Origin of the sequence: Shouchella oshimensis (assembly GCF_004375095.1) — a bacterium.
Lineage (GTDB): Bacteria > Bacillota > Bacilli > Bacillales > Bacillaceae_D > Shouchella > Shouchella oshimensis.
The window spans coordinates 63,403-85,149 of the sequence record NZ_SNUX01000003.1 but is presented as its reverse complement, the minus strand read 5'-3'; the positions used below and the strand labels follow the sequence as shown (position 1 = coordinate 85,149).

Genomic DNA, 21,747 nt, shown 5'->3' with positions numbered 1-21,747 from the left:
AAGGTTGCCTCTAGTTATTCTTTTTCATCTCCATAGATTACACTCTCTAACAACTCGATTTGTTCATCTATATACATTTTATAGCGTTCATTGAGCTGGTTGCTTTGCTTTTCCAATTCAAGCTGCGCTAATTCTCTCTCAAAAATAAATCGTTCATCATCGGTAATCATCAGTTTAGGCCCCTTTTTTAGCATCATGGGATTAGGATTACCCACTGTTTCATTATTCATGTGCTTACTAAAAAATAGCCGTTTCAAACAGCAAAAAACCCCTGCATTAGGCTTTGCAAGGGTCCAAAAGGGGTCTATTAACTAGACGTGTATGTGTCACGTTCTACCTAAATGATAACGAATATCATTATCATTGTCAATGCATTTCTATTTCTTTTTTTGTCTCTACTGTTGTAAAAATTTCATCAACGTTTTAATTGAAGAAAAATAGAGGCTGGGACATAACCAAAAGTAGTATTTGAAAAGACGAATAGTCTAAAATATGCTGAATAGCACCGCTACAGGAGAATCCTTCGCTAATGTTCATATAAAATAAACGACGAACGTTCCTATTTTCAGGAATGTTCGTCATTTTGGTCTGTCTATCTACTTTTGTCCCAGCCTCTATTTACTCATATCTCGTTTACAGTTATACGCTCCAACTCTTTAAGCATTTCATACGCACCTTCTGATTGATTCGAACAAACAATAATGATCAGATCGTGCTCTGGATAATAGACTGACCGATAATTAACACCTGGATCATAGCCCATTTGTATAAACTTAACGACTCCCTGTTCATTTGATTCCATATATCCGATATAGCCATAGAATATGTCCTCATCAACAGGCTCTTGAGGAGCCATAAAATTCCGCATCATTTCAGCTGATAACAGTTCACCATTCATGAGCGCTTCCCAAAAAATGCCCATATCATGTGCAGTCACATAGGCCCCACCGTCTGGTCCGCCTTTAGCAGGTAGAGAAAACACATTTGTTTTCACTGCTCCATCAGGTTTCTCAATATAGCCACATGCCACATTCTCAGGAAGTTCATCCACTGAAAAATAGCCTGAATTAGTCATACCGATTTTCGTGAAAATCGTTTTAGCAATATAGGCATCGAAATCCATTCCACTTATTGCCTCAACAACGAGACCTAAGAGAATATAGCCTGTGTTATTGTACTTAAAAGTACGACCAACTTTATCTTGCATTTTCTCTAACTGAAACATGGGTAGGAAGTCTTTTGGAGAACGAACTTGATACATAGGGAATGTCTCCCAAAGCTCCTCATAGTCATCCATTTTATCTTCATCAAAGTAGTCTGGAATTCCTGATGTATGGGTTAAAAGATGATGGATGGTGATCGCGTCGTCGAAATATGGTAGTGCCACACGTAAGCAGTTTTTGATAGTTGTGTCGAATGTGAGTTTTCCTTCTTCCACTAGCTTACAAATAGCAATAGACGTAAAGATTTTGCTACCAGACGCAATGGAAAAACGAGTCTGTGGTTGATTTTTTATTTGTTCTGAACGGATTGCATGACCGAATCCATCTGAAATTAGATTTGTACCATTCTTACGTACATGGATACTCCCAGAGAATTGCAGTTCCTTTTGTTTTTCAGTAAGACTAGTCCAGTTCATATATTTATTCATTTTTTATTCCTCCTGAATGTGTTTTTCGAGCAAGTTGGCCTATATAAAAACACATTCAATCAGCCTTTTCACATTTGGAAACGAATCATTCTGCTCTCCTCCTTTACTTACTAGAGCTTAGCATTCAAATTGATTTTTTTCAATTATCAATCTTCATTCTGTAGTCTTGTACACCATCGGTCTAAGAAAAGTAAAGAAGAAACAATAGGATAGAGGAAACCTCAAGCATAACGTAGGAAACGGTTGCTATACTTCGGCTCACTTTTCTTGTCTGTCCAAAGTGAAGTGCTTCGAGTAAGGACGCAACAAGGTAGACTGCTATAATGATCGTTGCATTCGCTGGAGATAATACACCCGTTAAAAAAGTGATGGTTAGAGTTAATCCCAATGTCACGATTAAAAACGATCTTGCTAGACTCATACGCACCTCCTTAAATCAATCTCTAGCTAATCACAAACTTATTATGAGCGATTAAAATGGTTTTTTCAAAAAAACAACAGAAGCGTAGCTATTTTACTCTTTCTTTCTCTAATTGAAATCAAAAACAGCTTACCAACGGTTGATAAGCTGTAAATAAAAGGATTAAGCGAACGCAGGAATCTTGTCTGCTTGCTTTAACGTGGCTTCTTTCTGAAGAAGATCATACGTTAAACAAACTGGTTTTCCTGTGCGGGGGTCTGCGACAATACTGGCATCAATCTGAAAAACATCTTTTAACACTTTCGTATTCATTACCTCTTCAGGTGTTCCTTCTTTTACTATTTCACCTGAACGAATACTAACCATATAGTCTGCAAATCGAGCCGCATGATTTAAATCATGAATAACCATAACGATTGTCCGATTCTGTTCTTGATTTAAACGCTCCAAAACTTGTAATACTTCAAGCTGGTGTGCTAAATCCAAATACGTCGTTGGTTCGTCCAAAAGAAGAATATCTGTTTCTTGTGCGAGGGCCATCGCAATCCACACACGCTGACGTTGTCCTCCAGACAGTGCTTCAATGGAACGGTCTGCGAATTCTTCCATATTCGTTTGCTCTAGCGCCCAACGAATTAACTCTTTATCGTAATCTGTTAATTGACCGAAACCTTTTTGGTGGGGATAACGACCATAGGCGACTAACTCTTCTACGGTTAACCCGCTTGGCGCTTCAGGCGACTGAGGTAACACGGCCATCTTCTTCGCAATCTCTTTTGTGGACTGCTTATGAATGGACTTTCCATCTAAATAAACAGCCCCTTTTGAAGCTTGTAAGATGCGAGCAATTGTTTTTAAGATGGTAGACTTCCCACAACCATTTGGCCCAATAATCGTTGTTATTTTCCCATCTGGTATATTCAAATGGAGATCACGTACAATTTCTCGTTTCTCATATCCAATGGAAAGTTGTTCAGTAGTTAATCGTGACAATCGTTTTCCCCTCCTAAGGTGTTCTCATTAAAAGATATAAAAAGTACGGTGCACCAATAATCGCAATGACAATGCCAACTGGAATCTCAGAAGGTGCTAACACATTTCGCCCAATCATATCAGCTGCCAATAAAATGAACGCTCCAACAAGAGTCGCTGTAGGGATCATTATTTGATGCTGGGGCCCAACTAACTTACGCGCAATGTGTGGGGCAACTAACCCTAGAAAGGCGATTCCTCCTGCTACTGCAACAGATATGGCTGCTAGTGCTACTGCAAGGATTAGTAACAAACGTCTTTCTTTTTCCATTGACACCCCTAATGATATGGCAGATTCGGTTCCCACCTGCATGACATTTAATGTTCTCGCTTTATAAACAGCTAGAGGGACTAAAATGAGTAACCAAGGTAAAATCGTTAGCACATATGACCACGTTGATCCCCAAATACTACCTGTAAGCCAAATCGTTGCTTGCATAAAATCATTCGGTGCCATCCTCAATTGTATGACGATAAGAAGGGCACTGAATGCAGCGTTAACAGCAATACCAACTAAAATAAGCCGAACTGGTGTAATACCTTTTTTCCAAGCAAATACATAAATTAAAAAGGCAGCAAACGCCGCTCCAATAAAAGCGAAAAGCGGCATAATAAAAATGGTAAGCTGACTCACCCCTGACAAAGAGCCTTGAAAAAAGTAAATGAAAATGACGACAGCGAGTCCTGCACCTGTATTAATTCCAAGAATCCCAGGATCAGCTAATTCATTCTGAGAAATACTTTGTAAAATAGCTCCTGATACAGCTAATGCCGCTCCAACGAGAAGCGCAATAACCATTCGAGGTAGTCGGAATTCGAATAAAATAAGGGCATCTCGTTCTGAACCAAGGCCGACTAATGTACGTAGAACATCTACAGGCTGAATTTGAATGGCTCCTGTTTGTAAAGAAGCGATAAACGTTAAAAAAATAAGTAAGATAAGGGTAACAACCTTAAAGGCTGGCTTTTTTACTAATGCATTCATTTATAATTTCCTCCCGTCACGTCTAGCGAGATACAGGAAGAATGGAACGCCAATCAAAGCTGTCATTGCCCCGACTGGTGTTTCAAACGGTGCATTAATCATTCGTGCAGCTAAATCGGCTAACACCAGTAACAATGCACCAAGAACGGCGGAGCAAGGGATAATGTAGCGATAATCAACGCCAACTAAACCTCTTGTGATATGTGGTATCACTAATCCTATAAACCCAATCGCACCTGCCACTGCTACACCAGCACCTGTGAGCAATAACACAACAATGACACCTAGGGTTTTAATGAGGCGAATGCGTTGCCCTAACCCTTTTGCTACATCTTCTCCTAGACTTAATACGGTGACAGAGCGAGAAAGGATTAAAGCAAGGGTTAACCCTCCAATGGCGACTGGGACAATCATTTGTAAATTTGACCATGACATGCCAGCTAAACCACCGGCAAACCAAAAACTAATATCTTGAGCGACATTAAAGTGAATCGCAATACCAGAAGAGATTGCACTTAAAAAGGCTCCAACTGTAACACCAGCAAGGGCAAGCTTAGCCGGCGTCAGTCCGCCTCGGGCAAAGGAACCAATGAAAAAGACAAATGCTGCCCCTGCTCCAGCCCCAATAAACGCTGCCACCATTAAGCTTGTGCCGGAAATACTTGCACTAAATGCAAACATAATGGCAATAGCAAGGGCTGCGCCATCCATTACACCCATGATGGAAGGCTCCCCTAGAGGATTTCGCGTCATGCCTTGCATAATCGCTCCTGATACAGCTAAGAAGCTCCCAACTAACGCTGCTCCTAACGCTCTCGGTATACGAATATCGTAAATAATTTGATGTTCCGTTCGTGTTGGATTAAATGCTGTAATTGCATCCCAAATTGTCCCAACACTTATATTAGCAGCACCGAACGAAATGGAAAAAACCAGTGCAACAGTTAAAAGAACAAGACCAAGACCGATCACAAGGAATGCGTGACTAGGTTTTGAGCGCGCTTTTGCTTTTTCTAAAGTTGTTACGGCTGATTGTCTCCCCATACGATCATTTTCCTCTTCCACTTGCTACATTCTATTGATAATCATTATCATACATCATTATGAGAAAAGGGTAAACAAAAAACAAGAAATCTCGTCTTTGTTTACCCTTTTAAGGTGATTGATTCATTTTATTTACCATTTTTTTCTGAACATTCATTAGGAAAACGAAAGAAAAAGCTTGTAACTGACGTACGCAATACCAATCCATAAAGGTATACTCATTAGCAGAGCCCATAGAGCACCCACAACTAAATTTTCGCCTGTTTCATTATGCATTTTTTCTTCCATCGTTTAACCCTCCTTTATCTTTCTTACTTTTAGTATATGAGCCAACCATGTTGTTCAGTTTAATAAAAGGTTAAGATATTGTAAGGATTATCACTTTAAAATATAGGCATAAAAGTAGTAGCATATGCTACACTTGCAAAAGAGGGAGCGCCTGCTCTTAAGGAGAAATCATTTGTTGATAAGAAACATTTATTCTTTCTTATTCTTTTCTCGTTTGAACATGCAATTTCCTTTTTCCCTCTTTATTATTTCTCTATATACTCATTATGTCGTATGTTCATACGACAGACATGTATTGAAAGGAAGGCTTCCTAATGACGACTAATCAAAAGAAAGAAAGACCTTCCCTCGTAATGATGATTTACATGTGGATTTTCATTCTTGTTGCACTAGTAAATCTAGTAGGGATCGCGTCACAAAATCTTTACCAAAGTATTTTCCCTTTTTTCATTGTATCGCTCTTAAATATCGTTTTAGCAGCTCTTTTAATTTTACATGCGCTTAAAACGTCAGATTCACGTGAGCGCAGGCTGGCGATTATTTATTTAATCGGAATTGGATTTATTGCAGCGGTCACTTTTTTTCGCTACCTGTTTATGCAAGCTTAAATTGGAGGGCATTGCCTATAGCCCTCTTTTTAGTCTAGTCTATTCATGAAGGAGCTGCTTATATGATTGAAATCTTTGAAGTTGGTGTTCGTGACGGATTACAGAATGAAAAGACTCTATTAACAACGGAACAAAAGATCGGGATGCTTGAACACTTAGTCGATTCGGGTCTTGATAAATTGGAAGCGGTTTCTTTTGTGCATCCAAAGCTCGTTCCTGCGATGGCTGATGCGGAAGCTATTCTGGACCAATGGAATCGACCTTCTCGTATTCAAGTAGCTGGACTTGCTCTTAATAGTCGCGGTATTGATCGTGCCATGATGACCTCTATTACCCATTTACACACATCCATTGCTGTCAGTGATGCATTTAATTTAAAAAACGCAAAACGATCGGTTCAAGAAGGATTAGAAGATCTACTGCCCCGTATTAAAGAAGCACAACAGTTGAAGCCAGTGACGGCCATTCTTGCCACGTCCTTTGGCTGCCCGTTTACTGGAATGATTCCTTTATCGCCTCTCTTAAAGATGGTTGAGCATTTTTTAACAGCAGGTGCAAGTAAAATTGTCCTCGGAGATACAACTGGTATGGCAAACCCTTCTATGGTGAAAAAACGAGTCGCTTCATTGTATGATGAGTTTGGAAGCGAATTAAACCTCGGTCTCCATTTTCATAATACGCGTGGTTTAGCTCTAGCCAACACCCTTGCTGGATACGAGGCTGGCGTTCGTCACTTTGATGCTTCAGTTGGTGGTCTAGGAGGTTGTCCATACGCTCCACTGGCAGTAGGAAATGTTTGTACCGAAGATATGGTTCATATGTTTCACGAGATGGGTGTAGAAACAGGTGTAGACCTTGATCGTCTTATTCAAACAGCTCAGATGATCCAAAACTGGTTCCCTAAGCCCCTGCCTGGTATGGTTATGAAAGCAGGCAAAACAAGTACTTTAGCAGAACAACGGTAATGGAGGAAGCTTCTCATAAAGCGAGAAGCTTTGTTTATTCTTCAAAAATGGATCGTATAACCTTCCTTAAACGATTCATTGGCATTAATTCGCTGAATCCCTTCTTTATCTTCTAAATTTCCACTAGCATCCCATTTATCAGCAATCCCGTACCAAGGCTCAATACAAATAAATGCAAGCTCTTGATCTTGTTCTTTATAAGGGGACCAGATACCAACATAAGGGGCACCGTGAAGATCAACACGTAGTTTTGTCTCTTCCTTCACAAGAATTTCCACAGTTTGAATTCCCTTGTAAACAAGTGCATCGTCTTTAAACCAACGTGGCACAAGTGAAAGCGACTGAGGTAATGCTTCAACCTCTTTTAATAAGCCGTCTGTTAATTGATACGACGTGACCTCTTTTTCTGATCGCAATGTCAGAACATGGTCTTCTAGATTCGTATTTTCTTCCATTGGGAGTGAAAATGCTGGATGTCCCCCAATTGAAAACAACATTTCTTCTTCGGAATTATTGACTACGCGCCATTGAATATGCAAGGTATTTTCATGCAACTCATAGTCGATATAAACAGTAAATTCAAATGGATACACGTGTGCAAACTGCCCGGAGGATTCAAAGTGAAAGCGAGCTTTTGTTTTTGATAGCGAATGAGTCACAAATACTTGATCTCTTAAAAATCCGTGTCGAGGAAGGGTATACGACTTTCCTTTATACGAATACGTTTCATTCTTTAATCCACCTACAATAGGAAATAAAATAGGCGACACTCTTCCCCAATAAGCTGGATCGCCTGACCACATTCTATTTTGAGTTGTGGTCTTTTGAGTAACTTTCTGGACCTCTGCTCCTTTATGTGCAATTTCAACTTGCAACCTGTCATTCTCAATAATAATGATACGTATTCCCCCTTTATCAAGCATAGTGTATCTTTAGTATGAAGAAGTCTGGAAAAAACGCAACGAATATGCAGGAGTTTACTGAATTGATTCGAAATGAATAATCGAAAGCGTTTTCTTTAGAAAAGGGAGGGTTACATGGAAACAATAAAAACAAAACAACCAAAACGGTTTCCTTGGAAAAAAACAATCTTTATTACGTTAGGTGGGTTGATCATTGTCGCACTAGCGGTGGTGATTTGGGCCTATCTGCAAATTCAAAAGCCTATTCCACAAAAGTCAGGTTCATTAGAGCTAAATGGATTATCCGCAGAAGTATCGGTCTATCGAGATGATCAAGGCGTTCCGCATGTTGAAGCAAAAAATGACCATGACCTCTATTTCGCGCAAGGTTTTGTTACGGCTCAAGATCGCTTGTTTCAAATGGATCTTAGTCGCAGACAAGCATCTGGTCAATTGGCAGAAGTGATCGGCGAAAGCATGCTTGATCAAGATCGTTACTTCCGTACATTTGGATTACGGCGAGCAGCAGAAGCATCAGAGGCAGCCTATGATGAGGAAACATACAGTTATTTAGAAGCCTACGCAGCTGGGGTAAATGCATTTATGAAGAGCGCTATTGATAATGGAGAACTTCCTATTGAGTTTCGGCTAGCTGGATACGAGCCGTCCCCGTGGGAACCATTAGATTCTTTAACAATCGGCAAATATATGGCCTATGACTTAAGCGGAAATTGGCAAGGTCAAGCATTTAGATATTGGTTGGCGCAGCATGTAACTGAAGAAGAGGCCCTTGATTTAATGCCTGTTTACCCAACTGATGGACCCGTCATATTAGACTTGGCTAGGTCGGTACCTATCGATATTGAAACGGCCTTTGCAACAACGACAAACTACTTGCCCCATCCTTTTTCTGGTAGTAACAACTGGGTTTTGGCTGGTGAACGAACCGCTTCGGGTAAGCCACTCCTTGCGGATGACCCGCATCTTGGGTTAGCGACACCAAGTATTTGGTATGAAACTCACTTAACATCTCCATCTGTTAATGTAACAGGGGTAATTTTTGCAGGTGTTCCTGGGATTATTCTCGGCTCAAATGAAGATATCGCTTGGGGTGTAACGAATGTGGGCCCTGATGTCCAGCAACTTTATTTCGAGCAACGTCATCCTGATCATCCGTCCATGTTTCTATATGACGATGAGTGGTACGAAGCAGAAGTAATTACCGAAACCATTCTTGTTGCAGATCAAGAGCCATACGAACACGAAATCACGATTACCAAGAATGGTCCTCTCCTATCAGAATATGCATCCTTTGAAGAGGGAGCAGAATACGCGCTCTCTATGCGGTGGACAGCCCACGAGGCAACCACCGAATTACAAGCGGTCCTCGATTTCAATCGAGCTAATAATTGGGATACATTTGCTGATGCGCTAACGTCTTTTCAAGCCCCTGCGCAAAATTTTGTGTTTGCTAGTAAGGATGGAACAATTGCCTATCGAGCCAATGGCCTCATTCCGATTCGCCCCGATGAGGACGATGCATTACTACCCGTTCCAGGTTGGGACCCTACATACCAGTGGAAAGGCTACATTCCTTGGGATGAACTTCCAACAATTATAAATCCTGAATCAGGCATTATCTCAACGGCAAATAACCAAATTGTTGGAGAAGACTATCCTTACCACATTACACATACATGGGCACAACCCTATCGTCATCAACGAATTATCGACGTCCTATACGCTTCAAATGAACACACAGCAGAAGATATGATGAACTTGCAAATGGATGTAGTAAACTTGCAGGCAGAAGAATTTGTCCCTATTCTTATTGAAGCACTTGAGATGAGCGACTTAACGGACATTGAACAACAAGCTCTAACAATGCTTCAATCGTGGAATCGTGAAGACCGTAAAGAAGAACCAGGACCACTTTTGTTCCATTTTTGGATGGATGGCCTGACAAAGCAACTATTTAATGACGATATTCCAACTGACCTTTACGGGCTGTTCGAAGGAAGAGCAAACATTGTTGATGAAATGATTCGGGCAGCGAATGAAGGTCAGCCTGGACCTTGGATAGAAAAGGCAGGTGGATTAGAAACTCTTGCCTACGAAAGTTTTCAACAAGCCGTTGAGCGGGCAACAGAACTTCAAGGGACAACGCCTGATGACTGGGAGTGGGGTGCGTTTCACCAAGTTGTTTTTAATCACCCACTTGCTGCCATATCTCCTTTAAATTATTTGTTTAACGGTTCTCCATTACCCGTTGATGGAAGCCGTATCACCGTAAAAGCAGCAAGCTACCATACGGATACTGGCGTAGTCACCAATGGAGCTGGCTGGCGTGGTGTAATGGATTTAGAGGATCTAGAGAATACACATCACCTGGTCGGTCCCGGTCAATCTGGTCACGTCTTTAGCGATTCGTATCATAACCAGCGAGAAGCTTGGGTAAATGGTGAGTATCATGTAACATCAACCAATCCTACGTCTTATCAATCATCTCATCAACACCTTACATTACTACCGCAATAACCTAAAAATAGTTCTCGCTTTTGAGAACTATTTTTTTATTCTCTTATTGATCAATAAAGGTGAACGCTTCAACATCGAACAATCCTTTAGAGGTTAACTTAATAGAAGGAATAACAGGTAACGCTAGAAAAGCTAACGTTAGAAAAGGGTCTACCTTCTCTTGATAGCCTATTTCGGTTAACGCTCCTTGTAGTTGATTTAACGCCCATTTCACTTGGCTAGCAGGCTGTGTTGACATCAACCCTCCAATTGCAAGTGGAAGGGTTGCTAGTACACGGTCACCGTCTACGACTGCCATGCCGCCACCAATGTCCACGATATGGTTTAGTGCATGGTAAAGACTGTCATCATCAACACCACAGGCAATAATGTTATGTGAATCATGTGCAACCGTTGAAACAATTGCGCCTCTTTGAATTGGTATACCTTTACAAATTCCAACCCCGATGGTTCCTTTTTGATGATGACGTTCCATCACAACTAACTTTAACTGGTTTTTGTTTGGTTTGAAGCAGTTGTTTTCTATTTCTACTTTTTCAACAACTTTTTTCGTCACAATAGATGTTAAAGAAGCTTCAATAATGGTAGCCTCATTGCTGTTTTTTAGTGGCAACTGAAGATCCTGTTTTGTAAAGGGCTTCACACGAACACTATTTAACAGCTGTGATGGAACTTCTATGTTGGGACGCAAAGAGGTCAGCAAGTTTCCATTTTCCGCTACTTTCTCACCTTCAACGTACACACTATTGACCTCAAACGTATTCAAATCATTTAGAACAAGAAAGGTCGCCTTTTTCCCAGGAGCAATGGCACCACGGTCTTGTAATTGAAAGCATTCTGCAGTATTTAAACTGCCTAGCTGTATCGCTTGTAACGGATTAAGACCAAGCTCAATGGCTTTACGTACACTAAAATCAATGCTGCCCTCTTCTATTAAATCATCTAAATGCTTATCGTCTGTAGCAAAAGCAAAGCGCCTACTATTAAATGGCGTTACAGCTGGCAAAATCGCTTCCATATCACGTGTTGCTGTTCCTTCTCGCATGAGGACATAAAAGCCTTTCCTCACTCGCTCAAGCGCCTCTTCCCCAGTGATGGCTTCGTGATCATTTTCAATCCCAACAACGCGATAGGCATTAAGCGCTTTTTCACCTAATCCTGACCCGTGCCCATCAATTGGACAGCCTGCTGTTTTTGCAAGGGAGATCTTTCTCAACATTTCATCGTCTCCTGAACAAACTGCTGGATAATCCATCACTTCTCCTAGTCCATAAACGTTGCCTTCTTGTAAAAGGACATCCACATCATGACTAGAAAGAGTTGCGCCGTTTTCTTCAAACCATGCAGCAGGAACACTTGATGGTATCATCATCTTTATGTCTAGAGGAATATTTTTTGAAGCCTCAATCATATAGCGTACTGCATCTGTTCCACCAACATTAGCAATTTCATGAGGATCGGCAATAATCGTTGTTATTCCTCTAGGAATGAGCACCTTAGCTAACTCTTCTGGACGAACCATCCCTGATTCAATATGTACATGCCCATCTAGAAGACCTGGGCAGATCCACTTTCCTTTAACATCTACTACTTGCTTCCCATTTGTGTACGCACCAATTCCAACAATCATACCATCTGTGATCGCAATATTGCCTTGAAACGTTGTGCACGTATATACATCAACAATGGTTGCATTTTCTAAAAGCAGGTCACATGCCTGCTCTCCGCTTGCTGCACGTAATTGGTTTTTTAAAGACGTAGATTCACTCATAAAGGGCTCCTTTTGTTTTTAACGACTATTGTAGCGAATCTCAACACGTTGTACCATCTTTTTTTTGAAATCTAATTAGCAAGATTATTGCTACAGCAAAAAACCGCAGGCTTTTGCCTGCGGTTTAATCCTTATACATCCTTTGTTTCTTCAAGCTCCTGAGCGTCAATCCGATCTAACGTCATTCGATAGCCATCGTTACCATAATTTAAACAACGCTTGACTCTCGAAATCGTCGCAGTACTTGCTCCTGTCTCAGTTTCAATCTTATGATACGTATAACCGTCTCTTAGCATACGTGCTACTTCAAGACGTTGAGCGAGCGACTGTATTTCATTAATCGTACAAAGATCGTCAAAAAACTCGTACGCTTCTTCAACATCTTTTAAAGAAAGAATCGCTTGAAACAATTGATCCAATTCTTTTCCTCTAAGTTTATTAATCTGCAACAACCGTCACACCTTTCGAGTTAAGTGCTTCTCTACGATGCGCTTATTTTTTAAAGTGGTAAAGCACCAAAGTAGTTTCATTTTACCTCATTATTGCCGGAAATAAAATTCTTTTCTTTCGAACATCGTAAATCCCTTTCTGTGTAACCCGAATATAAGGTAAGTGCGTGGATGAAAAGAATTGTAAACTGTACATTGGATCTTCATGTTTATAGCCACGTTCTCTTAGCTTCTTCGTAAAGCTTTGTTCTTGTTTCATAATAACGTCCATCGGTTTATCTGACATCATTCCGAGTAAAGGAAGTTCAATTCGGTCAATGACTTGGTCTTCTTCTACAAGAATTAGTCCTCCACCTTGCTTTTTAAGTTCATTAAAGGCTTGCACCATCGCCTTAAGAGATTTGCCTATTAAGATAACGTCCCCAGTATAAGAATAGGAACTTGCTAATCCCATTACAGATGTGGAAAACCCTTTAAGCGTTGTCGTCACAAGCCATTTCCCCTTTTTATCAATCATGGCAAAAAAGGATTCATCATGATCCGTAGATAACTCAGTGGAAGCTGTTTCTAGCATCGTTTGGTACGGCTTTAGGATAACAGCATTCGTCATTTCAATGCCCATTGGCATGGAGAAATGAAGTTCATTTTCAGAAAGCGTCCAATTAAATTCGATGGGAGCAATTCCATAATCAGACCATGGGAAACGAGCTTCTTTCGTAACAGCTTCTCCATCGCGTAAAATCCACTGACCTTTTGCAAGCACACTTACAGGGGTAGGCGCATCTTTTGCAGCCAAAAAGTTCAAATGAGCAATGCGACCAGGGCCAATCATTCCTAATTTATGGTCGATATTATAATAGCGCGCTACATAATACGTTGCCATTCCGTAAGCATCAATTGGATTGATCCCTGCATCGATAGCAATCTGAATGCATTTATTCATGATACCCTCTTCATAAAATGATGGTGGCGAGCCATCGGTTGTCATCAAGCATCGTCCAAAATAATCAACATCAAGCTCTTTTAATTCTTCAAACAGTCTTGGTAAATCTGGTCGTATAGAAGAATGACGAAGCGACACTGTATACCCAACATCTAGTCTTCGAACAACTTCTTCACCTGTAATCGCCTCATGGTCACAAGTAACGCCTAATAAAGCCATTTGAGAAAGGGTTTTCTCTGATGCTCCCGGTAGATGCCCTTCTATTGGCTTTCTTAAACGGGACGTCTCTTGCATCCAATGTAAAATCGTATCGTCACCTTGTAATACCTGAGGCCAGGATGTAAGCTCTCCACCTTGCACAACAAGATGATGCTCAAGCCATGCTTTAATTTTCGAATTTGAAAACATGTCATCTTTAAGTAATTCTGACTGAGAATCGTATCTCGTCCACCAATACATTGTTGTCGGCAGCTCATCTAGTTTCTCAATTAAAGAAAGCGCTTTCTTTTTTTCTAAGTTTAAAAAATAAACCAGATTGTCATTAATCAATGTGGTGGTCCCACGCTCGGATGCATATTGAGCTAAACTAAGGGGATTATATAATTGAAATGGATGAGCGTGATGTTCAATATAGCCCGGAACAATAAATTGACCTGTACAGTCTACTACTTCGGCATCGCCTAGAGTCTCAGGCATTTCCTGTCCAACGTATACAATCTGATCATCAGCAATCCATATATTAGCTTCAAGCCATTTTCTCCTTGCAAAATTTAAATAAGTGGCATGTTTGAGTACTAAGGTAGGTGGTCGTTCACCTCGAATGACACTTAGATGCTCTCTTAGCCTAGTCTTCGTCCATCGTTGTATTCGCTCAGTCGTCATTATATCACTCATTTCGTCTGTCAATCTTTCACTTATCTTACCATATATATGGGTAAAATTTATGTTGAATTGTGACATTTTATCACAACTTTTTTTGGAGGTTTTCACTATGATTAACAGATTGAATCAACCGTTTGCACTTATTTCATTTTTCCTAACAATGGTGTTCCTTTTACTATCAGCAAAACCCATTAAACAACTAACCGTTATCCGGTTTATTCTTATTTTCTTTGGTATTATTAAATGGATGGAATTATGCTTAGAAAAAAAGAAAAATCATACACAGCCAAATGTTATTAATCCGTCATAGCTTTACTGTACCAAAGAACGTTCTTTAATACAAATAAAAATACTCGGAAAAGGAGGCTAGGACAAAAGTTGATAGACAGACCAAAATGACGAACATTCCTGAAAATAGGAACGTTCGTCGTTTGTTTTCTATGAACATTAGCGGAAGGAGAATCCGAAGACTCCTGGGGGATCAGCACGTGTCTGGTGCTACTCAGCATATTTTAGACTATTCGTCTTTTCAAATACTACTTTTCGTTATGTCCCAGCCTCTTCTTTTCAAAGATCATTCTGTTACCATTCCAGCAGATGATTCATTAAACGATACACAAAGAAAAACAACAGGTAGCCACCAGAGGTTAGAAAAAGTGGGTCTAAGAACACACCATGAATAGACGTCATAAAGACAGTTTGATCAAGAAGAATTTGTTGAATCGCCAGCATCGTAATAGCCGCAAAAACAATTATGCTAATCACTGCTAAAAAGGCCATTACTTTCTCTGCCACAATTGATTGCCTCACTACAATAACGATGGTAGCAGGTATGACCGTTAACAATACAATAAATAAAAACATGAACTCTTCCTTCCTTAAATTTCGTATACAGAGACGCTTTTTGATAGTTTCTTCATTTAACACTTTATCTATACCGGTCATGTAAAGATTAAGGAAGAACGAGAAAAGGTAGCCACTCACGCATAGCAGAAAACAACTCATAAAAAAACAGACAGAAAAAAGGCTATGCCTCTAGTTTCAAGCATAGCCTTTTTAGATGTTTACTTATTCATTTGTTGGTAGATCTGTAATAGAGTCAATATCCATATATTCAGGCACTACAAGACCGATTTTAGTCCCTTCAAGGTTTTCACCTAGATCTTCTAAGTCGCCTTCATAATCTTCAATGAAATGACCATGTGTTAAAGGTAACCAAGCCGCTACACTGGCATCTGAATCACCAGTTGCAAGAGATTGCCACATGTATGGTGCTTCCATATCCATTAAATTCGCTTCAAATCCCATATCAGTCAGAACGGTAGCGATCACATTCGTAGAAGCAATTTCTGAATCCCAGTTTACAAGAGATAAAGTAATGGATTGACCATCTACTTCCTCTACGCCATTAGTCCACTCGCTAACTGTCTCTTGATTCTCATCTACCCAATTACGTGCAGCTTCTTCTGGGCTTGCTCCTTCTTCAATTTCTAGCATGACCGCTTCCATATCTTCTGGTGTCCAGAAGAAATTTGTAAGAATTTGATGCGCTTCTGGCATGTCCTCTTCCAAACCTAGACGTGCAATGGTATGAATATTCTCTGCATCCCCATAAATATTATCCGGATCGTCTAAGTATTTTAAGTCAAATGATTCGAACTTCCAGTGTGGCGACCAGCCTGTCACAACAATCGGATCATGATTTTCAATATGATTTGCAAGTTGTTGTGTCATAACCGCGCTACTTGAAACATCTAATTCCAAATCTAAATTATAATGCTCAATCGCATCATCTGTTGCAGTCATGATGCCTGCTCCAGGTTCAATCCCTGTAATAGCTGTTAAGTTCTCAGCAATCTCTTCTTGCGATAGCATATCTGCTTCATCTTCAACTGAACCTGTATTACCATCACCATTGTCGTCATTACCACATGCAGCTAATGTTACAACTAGTGCAAGGCTTGTTGTCGTTCCTATATGCTTCCAATTCATACGTCAATCGACCTCCAAATTTGTTTTCTCTATTTATGTGAAGGGGGAAACCTCCCCCTACGCATCAACCTCGTACTTCTTGCTTTTTATTAAAGCTTTGTGTTAATCGGTCAAGAATAATGGCTACGATTACGATAGCAATCCCTGATTCAAATCCAGCTCCAATATCATTTTGACCAACAGCGCGATATACATCTCGGCCAATACCCGACGCACCAATCATCGCAGCAATAACAACCATAGAAAGAGCAAGCATTACAGTCTGGTTTATTCCAGCCATAATTGTTCCCTTTGCAAGTGGCAATTGGACTTTAAATAATTTCTGTGTACTTGTTGAACCGAACGCTTCTGACGCTTCAATAAGCTCGGTAGATACTTGACGAATCCCTAAATTAGTCATTCGGACAGTTGGAGGCATCGCGAATATAACAGACGCCACAACCCCTGGTACCATTCCGACACCAAAAAATGTTACAGCTGGTATTAAGTATACGAATGCGGGCATCGTTTGCATGAAATCAAGTATAGGCTTGAAAAACGCTTCGACACTATCTTTTTTGGCCATCCAAATCCCTAACGGTACTCCTAAAATGACTGAAATGACACCTGCTGAGAGAACGATGGACAATGTATCAAGCATTCCATTCCAAAAATTCAGGCTATCAATAAAGACTAATCCGATGGTTACAAAGGCTACGAGTCCCCACTTACCTCGATTTAACAGATACGTTGCAATAGCAATAAGGATAATAAAAAGCCAACTAGGCGGTAATGATATAACCCAATAAATTCCATCAATTAATTGACCAATTAAAAAGACAATCGCACTAAAAAACCAATCTGCATTTCGATTTAACCAGTCGGCAATGACCTCAACCCATTCACCTACTTCCAGACGGGGTAGAAAATCCATTAAAATCGACCTCACTTCCTGATAACGCACCTAGAACTGCGCTTCGTACAATAATACCTTTTAATCTATTTTCTTCTTTAACAACAAGCGGTACAGCGCTCACTGCTAAACGGTCCATTAATTCATTTAAAGGCGTATCCTTTTCTACACTTGGAATATCTTCAATAATAATCGATTCTACACTGTTTACGTTTTGCTTAATAAGTTCAGAAACATCAGTGGCATGAATAATACCAACAAGATCTCGATTACGCTTAGTTACGTAAATACTTGAGATACCTGCATCCTTCATTCGTTGCAGCGCCACTCGAGGACCGTCTTTTTCAAGGTTAACCATTTCGGGACGGATCATGACATTTTCAGCAGTAAAGACTTTCGAACGATCCACATCTTCAACAAAGCGTTCAACGTATTCGTTTTCTGGCTTTGTTAAAATCTCCTCGGGAGTTCCAATCTGAACAACAGAACCGTCTTTCATAATCATAATGCGGTCACCAATTCTAAGCGCCTCATCCAAATCATGTGTAATAAAGATAATAGTACGATTCATTTTTTCTTGAAGATCAAGTAATTCATCTTGCATATCTTTACGAATAAGTGGATCAAGTGCCGAAAACGCTTCATCCATTAAGAGAATATCTGGATCATTTGCGAGCGCTCGTGCTAAACCTACACGTTGCTGCATACCACCAGAGAGTTGATCAGGATAACTTGTTTCATATCCTTTTAATCCAACTAGTTCTAAGGATGTTTGAGCTGTCTCTTTTCTTTTTTCTTTTGGAATACCTTGTATTTCAAGTCCATATTCGACATTGCTTAGAATGGTACGGTTCGGAAACAGACCAAACTTTTGAAAGACCATGCTCATTTTTTTACGTCGAACTTCACGAAGGTTCTTCTGATCCATTTTCGCTAAGTCTTCCCCATCAACCATAACGCTTCCGACTGTCGGATTAATTAATCGATTTAGAAGTCGTACTAACGTTGATTTACCACTACCAGAAAGTCCCATTATTACGAAAATTTCGCCATCTTCAACTTCAAAACTTGCGCGATCGACCCCCACGGTCAATCCGGTTTTTTCTAATATCTCAGGTTTTTTCTTGCCTTCTTTTAACATATCTAAGGCTCGTTTAGGTTTTTTGCCAAACACTTTAGTCAAACCCTCAACCTTTATTTTCGACAAATTTTCCACCTCTTTATACAATTCCTGCGTCTTTATGACTATGTAACTATACCCTATAATTGAAATGTTAATCAAACTGAATAAAGCATTCTATCCGTTAGTATTGTTTGTACAGTTTTTATTAAACGAATTTAACCGTAGCTTTCCTTTGAAATGCTCCATTATCCTAATAAATCCTCTCATTTCTCTTAGTGTTCTCTTTTTTTGTATTTTGTTACACTTTATTTATCAATCTTTTGGAGGAATATTATGGAGACAACAAACTATGAGCCATCTTTAGATAAACGACTCCAACATATACGTGAAACATTCATCCATGAGCTATCCACAAACCTTCATCTATATGGTATGAATGAATCCACAGGTCGTCTTTACGGTGCACTCCTATTTGAAGAGAATGCCCTAACCCTCGACGAAATGAGTGATCACTTAGGTATGAGCAAGACCAGTATGAGCACAAGTATTCGCCAGCTTACGGAAGCGAATATGGCCAGAAAGGTGTGGCAAAAGGGTGTACGAAAAGATCTTTATACATCAGAAGACGATTGGTATAGCTCTTTTATTGCTATTTTCACAAAACAGTGGCGAACGGCTATAGAACGCAACCGAAAAGCCAGTGTAGAAATGGAACAGGAATTACGTTCGCTTTTAGAGAAAGCTCCGCACTTAACAGATCAGATTAAAATAGATTTAATAAAACTCCAGCATGCAAACGGCTATTATGATTGGATCGATGACTTTGTTACCATACTTGAAAGTGGAGAAATTTTCAAAACATTACCAAAGAAGTAACGCACGAGCGAGGCGAGGGCGTGAGACTCTGACCGTGTCTTCGCCTCGCACCGTGTTTACATTAATAGCGTTCAGGTATTCATCATACAAATAGAAACAAACCTGAACTTTTAAAAGTTCAGGTTCTCTCTTATATAGACTTCCTCTCCATCAAACGAATACCAATTCCAGTAAATGCGAGACCCATAAAAATAAGCACCGCACTAGGGAATAAAAATTCTTCTATTGACCAATTATCATAGGTTGCACCAGCCATCATTTCTAATCCATATCGAAGTGGACTACCATAGGACAATGCGAGCATCCACTTTGAATCCACAATGTCTAATGGCCAAAAGACGCCACCTAACATAGCAAAGCTCGTGCTAAACAAAGGAATGACTGCCGTTAACTGTTGCGAAGACGTGACAATTCCACTCATAAAGATTCCAAATGCCATTGTTGCAAATAAATAAGGCATAATGACAAGAAAGAGTGACCAAAAACCTCCATAGAAATCTACATTAAATACCGTCGCAAATAGAACGAGTACAATGGTAATTTGCGCAAAGGTTAGTATACATGCAACAAGTAAATTGGCGAGATAAAGTTCTGTTTTCGTGGTAGATGTTAAGATTAATCGATTCCATACACCATCCTCTTTTGATTCAAGAATTGTTAAGATTGTGAAGCCCATGGTGAAGAAGGAAAAGAAAAGGGTAAAGCCAAATAAACTTCGTAACTGCTCATCTACGTCTGTATATTCCTCCATTGCCTGTGATTCAAATTCAAATACTTCTTTATTCGTTTTGGCTGTCCCTTCCTGTTCTACATATTGTTGTAAATAGTGGGACTCAAGTACTGGTTGAACCATGTACATAAGCGGAGCATTCTCAAAAGCACTATGAATGACATAAGATGATGCTTCTAGCTCCACAACCGCCTCCACATCTTGCGCACGTAAAAGTCGATTTGCTTCTTGGCTACTTGTTCCTTCAAATACATACTGTTCATAATTGCGATTTAATAGAGACACATGCTCGTTCACGCCGTTTTCATCTAGCGAGTCGGAGTAAACCATTACATGTATTTGAGAGGAACCTGCACCGCTTATAATAAGTGTAAAAAATACAGTCATACCAATCATAAGAAGCACGGTGAACGGAGAGCGTTTCATTTCTCTCACGTATTGATAAAAAATTGCTGTCATGATTCTATGCCTCCTTTATTAGGAAACACAACCCACGCAAAGACAAACAACACAAATGATAAGGTGGTCAAATAGATAAGTGAGTGCGACAGATGTGCAATGGACTCGCCTTGACCCGCTTGAATGAACGCCTGAAGCGCCAGACCATTTGGTGTAAACTGACCAATTTCATTAAGTAATGGTGATAAGTTAGAAGACGGGAAGAAACTTCCACCTAAAAACCCTAGAATAGATACAACGAGTAGCATAAAAACGTTCGCTACTTTTTCTGTATTTGCTCGAAATTGGATAGCAACAAGCAGTGAGGCGACACTACCTACTGTTAAACAAAGCACAACGGCAATTGCTATAAAGCTTAGCCAGTTGGTGATTGTAATTTGAAAAATCAGCATAGACAGCCCAAACAAAACGACTAACTGAAGAAAAACAATCACGCAAGAAGTAGAAAATTTCGCCAGTAAATAGTTGACAGGTTGAATATTCGCCAATACAAGCCGTCCATAAATTTTTCCTTTTTTCTCTGTAAAAGCAAAATTTGCCATAAGTCCGGCAGTAAAGAAAACGTATAGAACACCCATACCATATGTGTAATACTCAAATGATGTAAGGGGTGAATTCCCTTGAACAACTACATTTCCAAAATCCGCGGCTATCTCTTCATTTTCAGCGAGTTCTGTATGTGCATATACTTGCTCCATGTACGAATTCATCATCATTTGAACCATCATTGCATGCTGTCTTTGTTCCTGATTTAAGAATAATTGAAAGGACTCCATATCTTCTGACCACTCTTCCCCAAGCTGCTCGTGCCAAAGCATCAGTCGATACCCTTTCGGTATTTCAATAACGGCGGTGTAATCTTTATATACCACGTCATCATCAGGCGAATAATAGTCGACACCTATTTCACTATCCATATAAGCAAAAAGAGTGTCTGGAACGGCTAATGGTAGTAATTCATCTTCACTAATAGAAAACCTTTCAGATGCTACCTGAAGATCGTCTTCAAGTGTAGACGCCTCAACTACTGCAATGGATACTTCCTCAAAACTCACTTCTGAGGAAAATGAATTGGTTAATGCAAATCCTAAAATCATAGTAGATACAAATGGTAGTAATAAAGTCGACAAAAGCGCACCCTTATCATTGACAAGTTGCTTTAATTCTTTTTGAAAGATACTCATGAGAATGCTCCT

Annotated in this window: 22 protein-coding genes; 5 read left to right on the top strand and 17 right to left on the bottom strand. The window is 39.9% G+C overall.

The window, feature by feature from the left end; all coding sequences use genetic code 11:
* Positions 1 to 14 precede the first annotated feature (14 nt).
* The 7 genes from E2L03_RS20415 to E2L03_RS20855 form a co-directional block, all read right to left on the bottom strand.
* Complete coding sequence (locus E2L03_RS20415) at positions 15 to 170, bottom strand: hypothetical protein (RefSeq protein ID WP_158318496.1); 156 nt, start codon at positions 168 to 170, stop codon at positions 15 to 17.
* 452 nt (positions 171 to 622) lie between these two features.
* On the bottom strand, positions 623 to 1,651 hold the full coding sequence (locus tag E2L03_RS11170) for a serine hydrolase domain-containing protein (protein WP_055736989.1): 1,029 nt from the start codon (positions 1,649 to 1,651) through the stop codon (positions 623 to 625).
* A 181-nt stretch (positions 1,652 to 1,832) separates the two neighbouring features.
* Positions 1,833 to 2,072, bottom strand: a complete 240-nt coding sequence (locus E2L03_RS11165) for a hypothetical protein (RefSeq protein WP_134259201.1) — start codon at positions 2,070 to 2,072, stop codon at positions 1,833 to 1,835.
* A 162-nt stretch (positions 2,073 to 2,234) separates the two neighbouring features.
* Positions 2,235 to 3,065, bottom strand: coding sequence for an ABC transporter ATP-binding protein (locus E2L03_RS11160; RefSeq protein ID WP_038477960.1), 831 nt, complete (start codon positions 3,063 to 3,065; stop codon positions 2,235 to 2,237).
* A 13-nt stretch (positions 3,066 to 3,078) separates the two neighbouring features.
* Positions 3,079 to 4,089, bottom strand: a complete 1,011-nt coding sequence (locus tag E2L03_RS11155) for a FecCD family ABC transporter permease (RefSeq protein ID WP_055736987.1) — start codon at positions 4,087 to 4,089, stop codon at positions 3,079 to 3,081.
* Complete coding sequence (locus E2L03_RS11150) at positions 4,090 to 5,133, bottom strand: FecCD family ABC transporter permease (RefSeq protein WP_038477954.1); 1,044 nt, start codon at positions 5,131 to 5,133, stop codon at positions 4,090 to 4,092.
* Between the two features lie 156 nt (positions 5,134 to 5,289).
* Positions 5,290 to 5,421 (bottom strand): hypothetical protein, encoded by a 132-nt coding sequence (locus E2L03_RS20855; protein WP_269083176.1) that lies wholly within the window; start codon positions 5,419 to 5,421, stop codon positions 5,290 to 5,292.
* A 314-nt stretch (positions 5,422 to 5,735) separates the two neighbouring features.
* Here E2L03_RS20855 and E2L03_RS11145 point away from each other — a divergent pair, with 314 nt between their 5' ends.
* On the top strand, positions 5,736 to 6,029 hold the full coding sequence (locus E2L03_RS11145) for a hypothetical protein (protein WP_055736986.1): 294 nt from the start codon (positions 5,736 to 5,738) through the stop codon (positions 6,027 to 6,029).
* A gap of 62 nt (positions 6,030 to 6,091) precedes the next feature.
* Positions 6,092 to 6,994 (top strand): hydroxymethylglutaryl-CoA lyase, encoded by a 903-nt coding sequence (locus tag E2L03_RS11140; protein ID WP_038477951.1) that lies wholly within the window; start codon positions 6,092 to 6,094, stop codon positions 6,992 to 6,994.
* A 41-nt stretch (positions 6,995 to 7,035) separates the two neighbouring features.
* On the opposite strand, the gene E2L03_RS11135 is transcribed toward E2L03_RS11140, so the two are convergent.
* The gene (locus tag E2L03_RS11135; RefSeq protein WP_038477948.1) at positions 7,036 to 7,917 is read right to left on the bottom strand and encodes an aldose 1-epimerase family protein; all 882 of its coding nucleotides are present in this window, start codon (positions 7,915 to 7,917) and stop codon (positions 7,036 to 7,038) included.
* Between the two features lie 114 nt (positions 7,918 to 8,031).
* Here E2L03_RS11135 and E2L03_RS11130 point away from each other — a divergent pair, with 114 nt between their 5' ends.
* Positions 8,032 to 10,434 (top strand): penicillin acylase family protein, encoded by a 2,403-nt coding sequence (locus tag E2L03_RS11130; RefSeq protein ID WP_055736985.1) that lies wholly within the window; start codon positions 8,032 to 8,034, stop codon positions 10,432 to 10,434.
* A 43-nt stretch (positions 10,435 to 10,477) separates the two neighbouring features.
* Here E2L03_RS11130 and ade read toward each other — a convergent pair whose 3' ends face one another.
* From ade to E2L03_RS11115, 3 genes are all read right to left on the bottom strand, one after another.
* Positions 10,478 to 12,205: an adenine deaminase gene (ade, locus tag E2L03_RS11125; RefSeq protein WP_134259200.1), complete on the bottom strand. Its 1,728-nt coding sequence runs from the start codon at positions 12,203 to 12,205 to the stop codon at positions 10,478 to 10,480.
* A gap of 131 nt (positions 12,206 to 12,336) precedes the next feature.
* The gene (locus E2L03_RS11120) at positions 12,337 to 12,654 is read right to left on the bottom strand and encodes a YerC/YecD family TrpR-related protein (RefSeq protein WP_038477939.1); all 318 of its coding nucleotides are present in this window, start codon (positions 12,652 to 12,654) and stop codon (positions 12,337 to 12,339) included.
* 82 nt (positions 12,655 to 12,736) lie between these two features.
* Complete coding sequence (locus tag E2L03_RS11115) at positions 12,737 to 14,491, bottom strand: adenine deaminase C-terminal domain-containing protein (RefSeq protein ID WP_243839524.1); 1,755 nt, start codon at positions 14,489 to 14,491, stop codon at positions 12,737 to 12,739.
* Positions 14,492 to 14,588: 97 nt separating this feature from the next.
* On the opposite strand from E2L03_RS11115, the gene E2L03_RS11110 reads away from it, so the two are divergent.
* The gene (locus E2L03_RS11110) at positions 14,589 to 14,789 is read left to right on the top strand and encodes a hypothetical protein (RefSeq protein ID WP_038477933.1); all 201 of its coding nucleotides are present in this window, start codon (positions 14,589 to 14,591) and stop codon (positions 14,787 to 14,789) included.
* Between the two features lie 272 nt (positions 14,790 to 15,061).
* Here the strand turns inward: E2L03_RS11110 and E2L03_RS11105 are convergent, their stop codons facing one another.
* The 4 genes from E2L03_RS11105 to E2L03_RS11090 form a co-directional block, all read right to left on the bottom strand.
* Positions 15,062 to 15,343, bottom strand: coding sequence for a hypothetical protein (locus E2L03_RS11105; protein ID WP_038477930.1), 282 nt, complete (start codon positions 15,341 to 15,343; stop codon positions 15,062 to 15,064).
* Positions 15,344 to 15,547: 204 nt separating this feature from the next.
* Positions 15,548 to 16,471, bottom strand: coding sequence for a glycine betaine ABC transporter substrate-binding protein (locus E2L03_RS11100; protein WP_134259199.1), 924 nt, complete (start codon positions 16,469 to 16,471; stop codon positions 15,548 to 15,550).
* 64 nt (positions 16,472 to 16,535) lie between these two features.
* Entirely contained in the window at positions 16,536 to 17,384 is an 849-nt protein-coding gene (locus E2L03_RS11095) for an ABC transporter permease (RefSeq protein ID WP_038477927.1), read from the bottom strand.
* On the bottom strand, positions 17,353 to 18,570 hold the full coding sequence (locus E2L03_RS11090) for a quaternary amine ABC transporter ATP-binding protein (protein ID WP_241741796.1): 1,218 nt from the start codon (positions 18,568 to 18,570) through the stop codon (positions 17,353 to 17,355). Before E2L03_RS11090 ends, E2L03_RS11095 begins: the two co-directional genes overlap by 32 nt.
* Before the next feature lie 249 nt (positions 18,571 to 18,819).
* Between E2L03_RS11090 and E2L03_RS11085 the strand changes: the two genes are divergently transcribed.
* Positions 18,820 to 19,362 carry a GbsR/MarR family transcriptional regulator gene (locus E2L03_RS11085; protein WP_134259197.1) on the top strand — a complete coding sequence of 181 codons (543 nt, stop codon included), beginning with the start codon at positions 18,820 to 18,822 and terminating at the stop codon, positions 19,360 to 19,362.
* 130 nt (positions 19,363 to 19,492) lie between these two features.
* Here the strand turns inward: E2L03_RS11085 and E2L03_RS11080 are convergent, their stop codons facing one another.
* Positions 19,493 to 20,551 (bottom strand): ABC transporter permease, encoded by a 1,059-nt coding sequence (locus E2L03_RS11080; RefSeq protein WP_134259196.1) that lies wholly within the window; start codon positions 20,549 to 20,551, stop codon positions 19,493 to 19,495.
* Positions 20,548 to 21,735, bottom strand: a complete 1,188-nt coding sequence (locus E2L03_RS11075) for an ABC transporter permease (protein WP_134259195.1) — start codon at positions 21,733 to 21,735, stop codon at positions 20,548 to 20,550. Before E2L03_RS11075 ends, E2L03_RS11080 begins: the two co-directional genes overlap by 4 nt.
* Between the last annotated feature and the right edge of the window lie 12 nt (positions 21,736 to 21,747).

Bases quoted from the DNA above. Each gene is read 5' to 3' on its own strand.
- E2L03_RS11155 (WP_055736987.1), bottom strand. From the start codon at position 4,089: ATGAATGCATTAGTAAAAAAGCCAGCCTTTAAGGTTGTTACCCTTATC.
- E2L03_RS11170 (WP_055736989.1), bottom strand. From the start codon at position 1,651: ATGAATAAATATATGAACTGGACTAGTCTTACTGAAAAACAAAAGGAA.
- E2L03_RS11165 (WP_134259201.1), bottom strand. From the start codon at position 2,072: ATGAGTCTAGCAAGATCGTTTTTAATCGTGACATTGGGATTAACTCTA.
- E2L03_RS11140 (WP_038477951.1), top strand. From the start codon at position 6,092: ATGATTGAAATCTTTGAAGTTGGTGTTCGTGACGGATTACAGAATGAA.
- E2L03_RS11115 (WP_243839524.1), bottom strand. From the start codon at position 14,491: ATGAGTGATATAATGACGACTGAGCGAATACAACGATGGACGAAGACT.
- E2L03_RS11080 (WP_134259196.1), bottom strand. From the start codon at position 20,551: ATGACAGCAATTTTTTATCAATACGTGAGAGAAATGAAACGCTCTCCG.
- E2L03_RS11105 (WP_038477930.1), bottom strand. From the start codon at position 15,343: ATGTTTTTATTTATTGTATTGTTAACGGTCATACCTGCTACCATCGTT.
- E2L03_RS11150 (WP_038477954.1), bottom strand. From the start codon at position 5,133: ATGGGGAGACAATCAGCCGTAACAACTTTAGAAAAAGCAAAAGCGCGC.
- E2L03_RS11095 (WP_038477927.1), bottom strand. From the start codon at position 17,384: ATGGATTTTCTACCCCGTCTGGAAGTAGGTGAATGGGTTGAGGTCATT.
- E2L03_RS11075 (WP_134259195.1), bottom strand. From the start codon at position 21,735: ATGAGTATCTTTCAAAAAGAATTAAAGCAACTTGTCAATGATAAGGGT.
- E2L03_RS11085 (WP_134259197.1), top strand. From the start codon at position 18,820: ATGGAGACAACAAACTATGAGCCATCTTTAGATAAACGACTCCAACAT.
- ade (WP_134259200.1), bottom strand. From the start codon at position 12,205: ATGAGTGAATCTACGTCTTTAAAAAACCAATTACGTGCAGCAAGCGGA.
- E2L03_RS11135 (WP_038477948.1), bottom strand. From the start codon at position 7,917: ATGCTTGATAAAGGGGGAATACGTATCATTATTATTGAGAATGACAGG.
- E2L03_RS11130 (WP_055736985.1), top strand. From the start codon at position 8,032: ATGGAAACAATAAAAACAAAACAACCAAAACGGTTTCCTTGGAAAAAA.
- E2L03_RS11110 (WP_038477933.1), top strand. From the start codon at position 14,589: ATGATTAACAGATTGAATCAACCGTTTGCACTTATTTCATTTTTCCTA.
- E2L03_RS11100 (WP_134259199.1), bottom strand. From the start codon at position 16,471: ATGAATTGGAAGCATATAGGAACGACAACAAGCCTTGCACTAGTTGTA.
- E2L03_RS20855 (WP_269083176.1), bottom strand. From the start codon at position 5,421: ATGGAAGAAAAAATGCATAATGAAACAGGCGAAAATTTAGTTGTGGGT.
- E2L03_RS20415 (WP_158318496.1), bottom strand. From the start codon at position 170: ATGATTACCGATGATGAACGATTTATTTTTGAGAGAGAATTAGCGCAG.
- E2L03_RS11145 (WP_055736986.1), top strand. From the start codon at position 5,736: ATGACGACTAATCAAAAGAAAGAAAGACCTTCCCTCGTAATGATGATT.